The organism is Sphingomonas sp. CFBP 8760 (assembly GCF_014841615.1).
Taxonomy (GTDB): Bacteria; Pseudomonadota; Alphaproteobacteria; order Sphingomonadales; family Sphingomonadaceae; genus Sphingomonas.
In genome coordinates this window covers 234,635-246,559 of sequence record NZ_JACYUG010000003.1, presented here as the reverse complement: position 1 = coordinate 246,559, position 11,925 = coordinate 234,635, and the positions used below count along the sequence as shown (strand labels likewise).

At 66.8% G+C, this 11,925-nt stretch carries 12 protein-coding genes; 5 read left to right on the top strand and 7 right to left on the bottom strand.

Annotated features, from left to right (window positions below; genetic code table 11):
* The first annotated feature begins 174 nt into the window (after positions 1-174).
* The 3 genes from lipB (at position 175) to IFT82_RS06005 (ending at position 2,102) form a co-directional block, all read left to right on the top strand.
* Positions 175-825, top strand: a complete 651-nt coding sequence (gene lipB / locus IFT82_RS06015; protein WP_199860357.1) for a lipoyl(octanoyl) transferase LipB — start codon at positions 175-177, stop codon at positions 823-825.
* Between the two features lie 88 nt (positions 826-913).
* The gene (locus IFT82_RS06010; RefSeq protein WP_192125413.1) at positions 914-1,180 is read left to right on the top strand and encodes a hypothetical protein; all 267 of its coding nucleotides are present in this window, start codon (positions 914-916) and stop codon (positions 1,178-1,180) included.
* Positions 1,181-1,439: 259 nt separating this feature from the next.
* On the top strand, positions 1,440-2,102 hold the full coding sequence (locus IFT82_RS06005) for a hypothetical protein (protein ID WP_244646538.1): 663 nt from the start codon (positions 1,440-1,442) through the stop codon (positions 2,100-2,102).
* Positions 2,103-2,198: 96 nt separating this feature from the next.
* Here the strand turns inward: IFT82_RS06005 and IFT82_RS06000 are convergent, their stop codons facing one another.
* Positions 2,199-3,083 carry an outer membrane protein gene (locus IFT82_RS06000; RefSeq protein ID WP_244646537.1) on the bottom strand — a complete coding sequence of 295 codons (885 nt, stop codon included), beginning with the start codon at positions 3,081-3,083 and terminating at the stop codon, positions 2,199-2,201.
* 156 nt (positions 3,084-3,239) lie between these two features.
* On the opposite strand from IFT82_RS06000, the gene parE reads away from it, so the two are divergent.
* Positions 3,240-5,219 (top strand): DNA topoisomerase IV subunit B, encoded by a 1,980-nt coding sequence (gene parE, locus IFT82_RS05995; RefSeq protein ID WP_192125412.1) that lies wholly within the window; start codon positions 3,240-3,242, stop codon positions 5,217-5,219.
* 152 nt (positions 5,220-5,371) lie between these two features.
* Here parE and queE read toward each other — a convergent pair whose 3' ends face one another.
* The 6 genes from queE to IFT82_RS05965 all read right to left on the bottom strand — a co-directional run bounded on the left by queE (position 5,372) and on the right by IFT82_RS05965 (position 10,919).
* Positions 5,372-6,004: a 7-carboxy-7-deazaguanine synthase gene (gene queE / locus IFT82_RS05990; protein WP_192125411.1), complete on the bottom strand. Its 633-nt coding sequence runs from the start codon at positions 6,002-6,004 to the stop codon at positions 5,372-5,374.
* Between the two features lie 4 nt (positions 6,005-6,008).
* Positions 6,009-6,707, bottom strand: a complete 699-nt coding sequence (gene queC, locus IFT82_RS05985) for a 7-cyano-7-deazaguanine synthase QueC (RefSeq protein WP_192125410.1) — start codon at positions 6,705-6,707, stop codon at positions 6,009-6,011.
* A gap of 152 nt (positions 6,708-6,859) precedes the next feature.
* Entirely contained in the window at positions 6,860-7,780 is a 921-nt protein-coding gene (gene hslO, locus IFT82_RS05980; RefSeq protein ID WP_192125409.1) for an Hsp33 family molecular chaperone HslO, read from the bottom strand.
* A gap of 112 nt (positions 7,781-7,892) precedes the next feature.
* The gene (gene argF / locus IFT82_RS05975) at positions 7,893-8,810 is read right to left on the bottom strand and encodes an ornithine carbamoyltransferase (protein ID WP_192125408.1); all 918 of its coding nucleotides are present in this window, start codon (positions 8,808-8,810) and stop codon (positions 7,893-7,895) included.
* Between the two features lie 61 nt (positions 8,811-8,871).
* Positions 8,872-10,062: an aspartate aminotransferase family protein gene (locus IFT82_RS05970; protein WP_192125407.1), complete on the bottom strand. Its 1,191-nt coding sequence runs from the start codon at positions 10,060-10,062 to the stop codon at positions 8,872-8,874.
* Between the two features lie 122 nt (positions 10,063-10,184).
* Entirely contained in the window at positions 10,185-10,919 is a 735-nt protein-coding gene (locus IFT82_RS05965) for a GcrA family cell cycle regulator (protein ID WP_192125406.1), read from the bottom strand.
* A gap of 63 nt (positions 10,920-10,982) precedes the next feature.
* Between IFT82_RS05965 and IFT82_RS05960 the strand changes: the two genes are divergently transcribed.
* On the top strand, positions 10,983-11,834 hold the full coding sequence (locus IFT82_RS05960; protein WP_192125405.1) for an ABC transporter permease: 852 nt from the start codon (positions 10,983-10,985) through the stop codon (positions 11,832-11,834).
* Positions 11,835-11,925 lie beyond the last annotated feature (91 nt).

Genomic DNA, 11,925 nt, shown 5'->3' with positions numbered 1-11,925 from the left:
GCCGATGTTCGCGATAGCCGAGTGAGGGCGTCCGCGCCAAGGGGCACGTCCCGATCGCGCGGCATCAGCCGGCATCAGGTTGCACCCGCGCAGCGGAGCCGCCAGATGAGGCATGTGACCACGCCCCACTCCCCTGCCGCCGCGCCCGGCCCCGCCCCCGTTTCCCACGGCGTCATGCCCGAATGGCGCCTGTCGCCCGGCCTGACCCCGTATGACGAGGCATTGGCGGCGATGGAGGCACGCGCGACCGCGATCGCCGCGCGGCAGGCGGACGAACTGATCTGGCTGCTCGAACATCCGCCCGTCTACACCGCCGGCACCAGCGCCGATCCGGCGGAACTGGTCGATCCGCGATTTCCCGTGGTGCCCGCCGGGCGGGGCGGACGCTACACCTATCACGGCCCGGGGCAGCGGGTCGGCTATACGATGCTCGATCTCAACACGCGTGGGCGTGACGTGCGCTGCTTCGTCCATGCGCTGGAGGGATGGGTGATCGCGGCGCTGGCGCAGGTCGGACTGGCATCGTTCCGCGCCCCCGGCCGCGTCGGTATCTGGACGCACGACGCCGCCGGACGGGAGGCCAAGATCGGCGCGATCGGCGTGCGGGTGCGGCGCTGGGTGACGCTGCACGGCTTTTCGGTCAACGTCGCGCCGGACATGTCCCATTTCGGCGGGATCGTGCCATGCGGGTTGCCGGACTATCCGGTGACCAGCCTCGCCGCGCTAAATCACGGTACGGACATGGAAACTTTCGACGCCGCACTCGCGTTCACCCGTCGAGGGTTTCTCGAAAGTCTTTCTGGTGACCGGCAAAACGGCACTTGAGGGGTGTGGGTTATCCGTTTAATGTCTACGTCGATTTGGGTGTTAACGGCGAGCAAGCCAACCAAATCCGCTATCTAGGGAGCTTCCAATGCGTGCACTCATCTCCAAGATTCTGACCGGTTCGATGATCGCCAGCGCGGCACTCGCCGTTGCGGCCTGCGGTCCCAAGACCGAGACGACGACCGACAACACCATGGTCACCGACATGAACTCCGCCGAGGGCATGGACACGATGACCGACAACATGACTGCCGTCGACGGCACCATGAACGGTGGCATGATGGCCAACGACACCATGATGGCGAACGACACGATGATGTCGAACGACACCATGATGACCAACAACATGATGTAATTCCTTCGGGATTACGTGATGGATCAGGGCCGCCCGGGCAACCGGGCGGCCCTTTTCGTTGGGACCGACCGGCCTTGGCCCCGTTACGCGATCGTTGCGCCTGCGACGGACGGTTGGCCGCATCGGATCAACGGTTGGGCTTCCACCCCTCGCGAAACCCCGTGTGCAACTCGTGGAAATGCTTTAGTTCCACCGACAGGAATTTCGGGGAGCCGGTGACGTGATGACGGGGTGGCGTGCAGCTTTCGCAGGAAGCGTGATGATGGCGGGGATGGCGGCATCCCCCGCCTCCGCGCAGTTTTTCCTTCAGAACTATGATTATGCGGGCACCGGACCGGCGGCGACGACCATGCCCCTGTCCGAGGCCCTGCCCGGTGCCACGGCGGACGAGACCAAGGCGGCGCTGGTATGGACGATGCGTTCCGCGCTCAACGTGGCGGCGTTGCAGTGCCAGTTCGAACCGACCCTGCTGGCGGTGGGCAACTACAATGCGATGCTGCTCGACCATAAGGACGAGCTGAAGACGAGTTGGGATCGGCTGAGCAAGTATTTCATCCGCACCGCCAAGAACCCCAAGGAGGGGCAGGCGACGCTCGACCGGTTCGGGACGCGCACCTATTCCAGTTTCGCGACGGTCGCGTCGCAATATGGTTTCTGCCGGACCGCGCATTCGATCGGTCGTGACGTGCTGTTCGCGCCGCGTGGCGAATTGGCGACGATCGCGCAATCGCGGATGCGCGAGTTGCGCAACAGCCTGATCCCCTATGGTGAACAGCGGTTCGCCCGTTACATCGGCTACAACGCGGTCACTGTGCCCCGGCTCGACGCCATCTGCTTCAACAAGAAGGCGGAGTGGCAGGTCAAGAAGTGCGGCACGATCGCATGGCCGCCTTCGGGTAACTCGGCGATGGCCGCGCAGTAACATCACCTGGCGACATCATGCCGGCGGACGATCGATCGTCCGCCGGCATAATCGGATATCGGCGGGGTGCGACGGTCGTCGCACCCCGTTTTTCGTTCAGAACCGGAACGCCGCGGTGGCGCGCAGGCTGTGCCAGCGGAACTTGTCGTCGCTGCGACGGAGGTCGGTGCCCGTCGCCGTGCCGCCATTGGTGGCGTTGGTGAACGGGGTGCCAGCCGGACCGGCGACGCGGACGCGGTAGTCGTTGTCCTGATACTGGTGATACATGTATTCCATGCCCACCGAGAAGTTGCGGCCGAGCTTCTGCTCGATGCCGCCGCCACCCAGGATGCCCCACTGGTTGCGGTCGCCGCGACCGGTGAAGGTGTTGGTGCTCTGCGACGACGAGAAGGAGCGGTCGATCCGGGCATAGCCAGCCCCGAACGTACCGTAGAACAGCGTCGTGTCGGCCGCGTAGCCGGCGCGGCCGCGAATCGACGACTCCCACTTCACGCTGCGGGTCATGACGTAATTGGCGGGCGTGCCGGAAAAGGCGCTGACGCTATCGTTGATCTCGGTCTTGCCGAACTCGCCGACCGCACCGACCACGATGTTGCCACGCTGCGTGTCGAAACCGACCCGACCATAATAGGCCCAGCCATCCTTGTCGTTGCGGCAGCCCAGACCACCGTTCTGCGGACCACGCCCCGCCGTCGCGGTGCCCGTGGCGGTGTTGACCGCACGACCGTTGCAGAAGCCGCCGGCGCCGAACGCGTTGCCGGCCGGATTGCCCGACAGCACGGTGTCGCCGAAGCGGCCGTCGAGGTTGCGGTCGAACAGGACGCTCGACCCGACATCGTTGGGCTGCACATCGTAACCGCCTGCCGCACCGACATAGATGCCCGAGAAGGGACGATCCTCGGTCGTTTCCTGCGCGAAGGCGGGCGAGGCGATCATCGCGATGGAAGCCAGACCGACGAGGCCGGCGGAGATTTTGGACATGAAGGCTCCGGTATCTTGAAGGGAGCCACAGGAACGGCCGGGTCGGGCGAGATATCCACCCACGATGCAGGTTGATGACGACTGTTGCATGCACGCAACAGCCGTGATGGCGGACCGGTGCTGGTAACGCGGCGATTGTCGGCCTATGTTCTTCCTATGTCCAAGGATCTGTTCGCGGCCCCGCCTGTTCCGGAGAGTTACGACGCCTCCTCGATCGAGGTGCTGGAGGGACTCGAGCCGGTCCGCCGCCGCCCGGGCATGTATGTCGGCGGCACCGACGAACGCGCGCTCCATCACCTCGCCGCCGAGGTGCTCGACAATGCGATGGACGAGGCGGTGGCGGGCCATGCCACCCGGATCGAGGTGATGCTGGAACCCGGCAACCGCCTGACGATCATCGACAATGGCCGTGGCATCCCGGTCGACCCGCATCCTAAGTTTCCCGACAAGTCGGCGCTGGAAGTGATCCTGTCGACGCTCCATTCGGGCGGCAAGTTCTCGGGCAAGGCCTATGCCACCTCGGGCGGTCTGCACGGCGTCGGCGTGTCGGTGGTCAACGCGCTGTCGTCGGACACGGTGGTGGAGGTCGCACGCGACCGGCAACTCTATCGGCAGCGATTCGCGCGTGGGCAGACGCTGGGGCCGCTGGAACAGGTCGGTGCCGCGCCCAACCGTCGGGGTACGTCGATCGCCTTCACTCCGGATACCGAGATCTTCGGCCCCGAACTGGGGTTCAAGCCGGCGCGGCTTTACAAGCTGGCGCGATCGAAGGCGTATCTGTTCGCGGGTGTCGAAATCCGCTGGCGGTGTGCGCCCGATCTGGTCGCGGGCACCGATATCCCGGCCGAGGCGGTGTTCCAGTTCCCCGGCGGCCTGGCCGATCACCTGCGCGAGCAACTGGGCGACCGCGAATGCGCGACTGCGGATTTCTTTGCCGGATCGCAGGATTTTCCCGGCGAACAGGGCCGGGTCGAATGGGCGGTGGCGTGGCCGTTGTGGAGCGACGGCAGCTTCAGCTGGTATTGCAACACCATCCCCACCCCCGATGGCGGCACGCACGAACAGGGCCTGCGGCAGGCGCTGGTCCGCGGCCTGCGCCATTTCGGCGAACTGGTGAACCAGAAGAAGGCGAAGGACATCACCGCCGACGACCTGATGGTCGGCAGCGAACTGATGCTGTCCGTCTTCATCCGCGAGCCGCAGTTCCAGAGCCAGACCAAGGACCGGCTGACCAGCCCGGAGGCGGCTGGCCTCGTCGAGCGGGCGATGCGCGACCATTTCGACCATTGGCTCGGCCACAACATGGACCGGGGCAAGGCGTTGCTCGGCTATGTGCTCGACCGGATGGACGAGCGGTTGCGGCGCAAGGCGGAGCGCGACGTCAAGCGCAAGACCGCGACCTCCGCGCGCAAGCTGCGCCTGCCGGGCAAATTGACCGACTGTTCCGCCAACGACCCCGCCGGCACCGAGCTGTTCATCGTCGAGGGTGATTCGGCCGGCGGTTCGGCCAAGCAGGCGCGCGACCGCAAGACGCAGGCGATCCTGCCGATCCGCGGCAAGATCCTGAACGTCGCCTCGGCCACCAGCGCCAAGATCGTCGCCAATCAGGAGATCGCCGACCTGATCCAGGCGCTGGGCTGCGGCACGCGCAAGGATTGCGTGGCGGACAATCTGCGTTACGAGCGTGTCGTCATCATGACCGACGCCGATGTCGACGGCGCGCATATCGCGACGCTGCTGATGACGTTCTTCTTTCAGGAGATGCCCGATCTGGTCCGGCGCGGGCACCTGTATCTGGCACAGCCACCGCTCTATCGCCTCACAGCCGGCGCGAAATCGCGCTACGCCCGCGACGACGCCCATCGCGCGGAGCTGGAACGCACCGCCTTCAAAGGCAAGAAGGTGGAAGTCGCGCGCTTCAAGGGGCTGGGCGAGATGAACCCGATGCAGTTGCGCGAAACCACGATGGACCCCGCCAGCCGATCGATGATCCGCATCACCCTGCCGCAGGAATATGAGGAGCGCGCGGGGGTGAAGGATCTGGTCGACCGGCTGATGGGCACCAATCCGGCACACCGCTTCGCGTTCATCCAGGAAAATGCGGCACGGCTGGACGAGGAGGCGCTGGACGCGTGAGGTTTCGCATGGCCCGGTCGTCGCGAGCAGGCCGGGAGACAATGGCCTGACTCATCCCTTCCCTACCCCGTCGTTGCGCGCGTAGCGAAGCAAGGGCGGACGAGTGGGTTTCACGTCATCCCGCCCCAGTCAGCACGAACGGTGCAATGGCCCTACCGCAGCCCCAGCGTCTTGTGCGCCTGCAACGACAGTCGCCATGCCGGGCGCGCCAGCACCAGATCGATGCACGCCTGCTGGTTGGCCGCGGCCCGCGGGTCGTCGAGCGGCTGGAGCAGATGATGGTCGAACGCCCAGTCCTCCAGCGGCACCGGATCGATCCCCGCCTGCGGCCAGACCAGTTTCAACTCGCTGCCACGGCGCTGTACCACCTCGCTGCCCGCCTTGGGGCTGATGCAGACCCAGTCGATGCCGGGATGCGTCGGCAGCGTGCCGTTGCTCTCGATCGCGATGACGAACCCGGCGGCGTGCAGCGCATCGATCAGCGCGTCGTCGACCTGCAACATCGGCTCGCCCCCGGTCAGCACGACGAAGCGGCGAGCACGGTCCGCCCCCCAGAAATCCGCCACCGCCGCGACCAGCGTGGCAGCATCGGCGAACTTGCCACCGCCCGCACCATCGGTGCCGACGAAATCGGTATCGCAGAACCGGCACACCGCGGTCGCGCGATCCTGCTCGCGCCCCGACCACAGGTTGCAGCCGGCGAACCGCACGAACACCGCCCGGCGACCGGCATGGACCCCCTCCCCCTGCAGGGTCAGGAACATCTCCTTGACGGCATAGCTCATCGCGTCAGGCGTGCGCGGCGTAGCGGGTGGGATCGGCCACGCCAGCGTCCTCGAACCCCTTGGACCGCAGCCGGCAACTGTCGCACAGCCCGCAGTGCAGGCCGCCCGGCGCCGGATCGTAGCACGACCAGCTAAGGCCCATGTCCAGCCCGAGCCGTGCGCCCTCACGGACGATATCGGCCTTGGTCATATGCTGGAGCGGGGCGCGGATGCGGAAGGGTTCGCCCTCCACCCCGGCCTTGGTCGCGATCTCGGCCAGCCCCTCGAACGCGGCGATGAATTCGGGGCGGCAGTCGGGATAACCCGAATAATCGAGCGCGTTGACCCCGATGAACAGATCGCGCGCACCCGCCGCCTCCGCCCATCCCAGCGCGAGACTGAGGAAGATCGTGTTGCGCGCCGGGACATAGGTGACCGGGATGCCGCCGGCATCATCGGTGCCGGCCCCGTCCTTGGGTACCGCGATGTCGTCGGTCAGCGCCGATCCGCCGAAGGCGGACAGGTCCATCGGCATCACGACATGGCGTTCCGCACCCAGTTCGTTCGCGATGCGCCGCGCCGCCGCCAGTTCGACGCGATGCCGCTGATTATAGTCGATCGACAGCGCGAGCAGCCGGTAACCCGCCTCCCGCGCGAGCGCGGCGGACACCATCGAGTCGAGGCCGCCCGAGACGAGCGCCACCGCAAAGGACGAAGTGGTCATGATCTCCCGGCTGCTACGCCAGACACGGCCAAAAAGAAAGGGCCGCGCGATGCCGCACGGCCCGAAGGTTGATGGGGGTAACCCACCGAAGGGGAGAAAACGTGCTGAACGACGGCACGCATCCTCCTACCCCGACAGTGGTGAAGAAATGGTTAACGAACCGGGGTAAGGTCTTCGGCAAGCACCGGAAATTTCGTCGAACAGAAGGCGCAGTCGACCGCGATCACCCCCGCCTCGTCCGCCATCTCGCGCCGGTCCTCGACCGGAAACTTCGCGAGCACCCCCATGATATGTTCGGGCGTGCAGCGACAGCCGCGCGACAACGGGGTGGAGGCGAGCACGCGCACCTCGCTTTCCTCGTTGAACAGCCGCCACACCAGTGTCTCCAGCGGCAGCGCGGGATCGGCCAGTTCGTCCGCCCCCATCGTGTTGCCCAGCGCGGCGACATGCTCCCATTCGGGATGGTCGAGCCGGGTGTGCAGACGTTCCCTTCCCACCTCGCCTTCGGGCAGATGCTGGAGCAACAGCCCGCCCGCGACCCGCCGCCCGGCGGCATCGCGGCCCAGTCCGACCCGCACCAGCGTCGGTATCTGTTCGGACTGGACGAAATAGCTTTGCGCCGCCTCCGCCAGCCGATCGCCGTCGAGCGGGACGATGCCCTGATAACGCTCGCCCGTGGTGGCGAGGTCGAAGGTGATCGCCAGATAGCCCTTGCCGAACAGCGCGAACAGCGTGGGGTCTTCCGGCGCCTCGGCCAGCCGGTCGGCATCATATTGCACGTAGCCGCGCAATTCGCCGCCACGATAGTCGCACACCAGCAGTTCGACCACGCCCGATTCGGTACGGGTCTGGATGGTCAGTTGCCCCGCCTCGTCCTTCAGCGTCGATCCCATCAGCGCGCACAGCGTCAGCGCCTCCGCCAGCAGTGCCTCGATCGCGGGGGGATAGGCATGGGCGGACAGGATCGCGTCCAGCGCCGGCCCGACCCGCACGACGCGGCCCCGCGCGCTGCGGGCGGGTATCGTAAAACCGAGCGTGCGGTCGATATCGATGATGGCGTCAGGGTCGTTCATGCTGGTCCGTCACCCCGGCTGGTACCGGGGCCTCAATGCCCGCGCGGGCGCGGAGGGAAGGAAATCCCGGCGACCGCCGGGACGACGGATATGGGAACGACGCCCGCCGACCTCAACCGATCTGGCCGAAGCACCAGCGCAGCACCGATTTCTGCGCATGAAGCCGGTTCTCCGCCTCCTGCCAGATCAGGGACTGCGGGCCGTCGATCACCGCGGTCGCCACCTCCTCGCCCCGGTGCGCGGGCAGGCAGTGGAGGAACTTCGCATCGGGCTTGGCCAGCGCCATCAGGTCGGGCGTGACCTGATAGGGGCCGAGCGCGGCCAGCTTGGTGTCGGCATGGGCCTGCCCCATCGATATCCACGTATCGGTGACGATGATGTCCGCGCCCTCCGCCGCCTCGCGCGGATCGGCGACGACGCGGGCGCGACCGGAGGCGGCGACGATCGCCTCCTCCTCCGGCGCGAACCCTTGCGGACAGGCGGCGATCACGTCGAACTTCATCAGCCCCGCCGCCTCGACGATCGAGGCGAGGACGTTGTTGCCGTCGCCCAGCCACGCCACCTTCAGGCCGGGCAGCGGCTTGCCGGCTTCGATGATGGTCAGCAGGTCGGCCATGATCTGGCAGGGATGCGACGCGTCGGTCAGGCCGTTGATGACGGGGACGGAGGCGTAATGCGCCATCTCCTCCACCTTGGCGTGATCGTCGGTGCGGATCATGATCGCATCGGCATAGCCCGACAGCACCCGCGCGGTATCCGCCACGCTTTCGCCGCGCCCCAGTTGCATCGTACCGGCGTCCATCACGATCGAACTGCCGCCGAGCTGGCGGATCGCCATGTCGAACGACACGCGGGTGCGCGTCGAATTCTTCTCGAACACCATCGCCAGCGCATGGCCGGCAAGCGGCGCATCCGCATCGACGCGGCCCTTCGCCCAGCCGGCGCGCGCCGCCTTGCGGTCGATCGCATCGGCCAGCATCGCGGCGATCCCGTCCGCTCCGGCATCCGACAGGTTCAGGAAATGGCGCATCTTCGGTCCCCCTCCACCATGCATCGCATGGTTTCCCTCCCCGTGCCGGGGAGGATCGTCGTCAATCGTCGGCGACCGGCACGTACACCCGTGCCGCCTCGCTCAGCTTCTGGGTGAATTCGGCGATATGGCTCTCGTCGATCACCAGCGGCGGCAGGATGCGGACGACGTTGTCGCCCGCCGCCACCGTCAACAGCCCGTGGTTGTCGCGGCAATGGGCGACGAAGCGGCGGCTGTCGCTCTTCAGTTTCAGCCCCAGCATCAGCCCGCGTCCGCGCACCTCGTGGAACAGGTGATCGTGATTGGGAATCATCTGCTCCAGCGATGACCGCAGCCGCTCACCCATCGCGGCGACATGATCCAGGAAACCATCGCCCTGCATCACGTCCAAGACCGCCGTCCCCGCCGCCATCGCCAGCGGATTGCCGCCATAGGTGGAGCCGTGGGTGCCGAACACCATGCCCTTGGCGGCATGTTCCGTCGCCAGACAGGCACCGAGCGGGAAGCCGCCGCCGATCCCCTTCGCCACCGCCATGATGTCGGGGACGATGCCGTAGAGTTCGTGCGCGAAGAACCTGCCGGTCCGGCCATAGCCGCACTGCACCTCGTCCAGCACCAGCAACAGGCCGTGTTCGTCGCAGGCGGCGCGCAATCCCTTCAGGAATTCGTCGGTGCCGGTCATCAACCCGCCCTCGCCCTGGATCGGCTCGACCAGGAAACCCGCGGTGTTGTCGTCGATCAGCGCGAGCGCGCCGTCCAGATCGTTGAAATCGGCATATTTGAATCCCGGCAGCAGCGGTTCGAACCCGTCGCGCATCTTGGCCTGATTGGTGGCGGAGATGGTGCCGAGCGTGCGGCCGTGGAACGCGTTGTTGAAACAGATCAGGTCGTGGCGCTGCGGATTGCCCTCCGCATGGTGGAACCGGCGCGCGGTCTTGATCGCGCATTCCACCGCTTCCGCGCCCGAATTGGTGAAGAACACCGTGTCGGCGAAGGTCGCATCCACCAGCCGCTTCGCCAGCGCCTCGCCCTGCGGGCTGCCATACAGGTTCGACACGTGCATCAGCGTCGCCGCCTGATCGGCGATCGCCTTCACCAGCGCGGGATGGCCATGGCCCAGCGCGTTGACCGCGATGCCGCTGGCAAAATCGAGATAACGCTCGCCATCCTCACCGAACAGGTACGCCCCCTCGCCTCGCACCGGACGCACCCCGCACCGTGGGTAGACGGGCATGAGCGCGGGCGTAGACATCGCGGCTTCCTTACAACGAGAAAAGGCGGCCCACCGGGACCGCCCGAAGCGCCTGATACCGGGAGTGCGCCGACCGGGTCAACCGGTCGATTGATCCGATCGGCGCACGTCCCGGTTCAACCTTAGCGGACGCGCGGGCCGCCGAACGGCAGCGGCGGCGGCGGACGGCGATCGCGGCGGGGCAGCTGTGCCTGATAGGCGTGGCCGCAATGATCGACGCAATAGGGGAAGCCGGGGTTCACCTTGTCGCCGCAGAAGTGGAAGTCGGGCTCGCCGGGATGACCGAGCGGCCATTTGCAGATGCGGTCGTTCAGATCGAGCAGCCCGGTCTTGCCGGCGATTTCCGCCGACGGCTTGGCAGGGACCAGCCGGCGCGGCGGGGCGGGGGCGATCGGCGGCTGCTGCTCACCGGGCGCCTGGCGCAGAAAACCGCCGGGACCGACGGAGCGCAGGATCGGCTGGGGCGGACGCGCGGGGGCGGGCGCCACGGCAACCTCATCCTCCTCTTCCTCGTCGTCGCTTTCGGCCTCCACCGGCACGGGGGCCGGTTCGGGCGTGGGGGGTGGCGGCGGGGCGGCGGCCACGACCGGCTCGGGCGCGATCGTAACGGGTTCTGGTGCAGCCGCGACCGGTACGGGAGCCGATACCGGTGCCAGAACGGGAGCCGGATCGGCGGCAACCGCTGCCTCGCCATGGCTCTTCACCGGCGAGGGGCGCGCCTGCAACCCCAGGCGGTGCGCCTTGCCGATCACCGCGTTACGGCTGACCTCACCCAGCGCTTCGGCGATCTGGCTGGCGGTCTGCCCGCCTTCCCACATCGTCTTGAGCGTCTGGATACGCTCGTCGGTCCAGGACATTGGTCGTTCCTTCGCAATACGGCCGGTTGCGGGCGGCAGCGGCAGCGAGTAACCGCTCGGGCCATGAGCAGCCAGCCCCCAATCGGCGAAATTCAATCCTTGGTTCGGAATGCCCCAGGCGTGCCCGTCATCCGGAGCATCAACTGGGGCGGCCTACGCACGCTCTATATCAAGGAGGTGCGCCGGTTCTTCAAGGTCCAGCTCCAGACGATCTGGGCACCGGCGATCACGACCCTGTTGTTCCTCGTGATATTTTCCGTCGCGCTGGGCGGGCGCCATGCGGTGCGGGTCGGCGGGATGGATATCCCGTTCGCCGATTTCATCGCGCCCGGACTGATCGTGATGGGGATGCTGCAGAACGCGTTCGCCAATGCCAGCTTCTCGCTGCTGGTCGGCAAGATCCAGGGGACGATCGTCGATTACCTGATGCCGCCGCTGTCGACCGCCGAACTGCTGGCGGCCCTGGTCGGCGGCGCGGTGACACGGGCGGTGCTGGTCGGTTGCGCGGTATCGCTGGCGATGGCGTTGTGGCCGGGCGTGCATGTGACCCCGCATGCGCCGCTGGCGATCCTGTGGTTCGGGATTGGCGGGTCGGCGTTCCTTGCGCTGCTCGGCGTGCTGACCTCGATCTGGGCGGAGAAGTTCGACCATGCCGCCGCGGTGACCAACTTCGTCGTCGCGCCGCTGTCGCTGCTGTCGGGCACCTTCTATTCGGTCGATTCGCTGGCACCGGTTTGGCGCGCGATCAGCCATGCCAACCCGTTCTTCTACATCATCTCCGGGTTCCGTTACGGGTTCCTCGGCGTGGCCGATTCGCCGGTGTGGTCCGGCGCGATCGTCGTGCTGGCGATCGACGTGGTGCTGGGGCTGCTGTGCTACACGCTGCTGCGACGCGGGTGGCGGTTGAAGAACTGAGGCTGTTGCCGCGGGGCGATCGTGCCGGTTCCGGCCAGGGGATCAACCCCCTTGCCGACGGGTATCAAAGGTCTACGATCGACCCTGGCTG

Bases quoted from the DNA above. Each gene is read 5' to 3' on its own strand.
- IFT82_RS06010 (WP_192125413.1), top strand. From the start codon at position 914: ATGCGTGCACTCATCTCCAAGATTCTGACCGGTTCGATGATCGCCAGC.
- IFT82_RS05970 (WP_192125407.1), bottom strand. From the start codon at position 10,062: ATGTCTACGCCCGCGCTCATGCCCGTCTACCCACGGTGCGGGGTGCGT.
- lipB (WP_199860357.1), top strand. From the start codon at position 175: ATGCCCGAATGGCGCCTGTCGCCCGGCCTGACCCCGTATGACGAGGCA.
- IFT82_RS05960 (WP_192125405.1), top strand. From the start codon at position 10,983: ATGAGCAGCCAGCCCCCAATCGGCGAAATTCAATCCTTGGTTCGGAAT.
- parE (WP_192125412.1), top strand. From the start codon at position 3,240: ATGTCCAAGGATCTGTTCGCGGCCCCGCCTGTTCCGGAGAGTTACGAC.
- queC (WP_192125410.1), bottom strand. From the start codon at position 6,707: ATGACCACTTCGTCCTTTGCGGTGGCGCTCGTCTCGGGCGGCCTCGAC.
- IFT82_RS06005 (WP_244646538.1), top strand. From the start codon at position 1,440: ATGATGGCGGGGATGGCGGCATCCCCCGCCTCCGCGCAGTTTTTCCTT.
- hslO (WP_192125409.1), bottom strand. From the start codon at position 7,780: ATGAACGACCCTGACGCCATCATCGATATCGACCGCACGCTCGGTTTT.
- IFT82_RS06000 (WP_244646537.1), bottom strand. From the start codon at position 3,083: ATGTCCAAAATCTCCGCCGGCCTCGTCGGTCTGGCTTCCATCGCGATG.
- argF (WP_192125408.1), bottom strand. From the start codon at position 8,810: ATGCGCCATTTCCTGAACCTGTCGGATGCCGGAGCGGACGGGATCGCC.
- queE (WP_192125411.1), bottom strand. From the start codon at position 6,004: ATGAGCTATGCCGTCAAGGAGATGTTCCTGACCCTGCAGGGGGAGGGG.
- IFT82_RS05965 (WP_192125406.1), bottom strand. From the start codon at position 10,919: ATGTCCTGGACCGACGAGCGTATCCAGACGCTCAAGACGATGTGGGAA.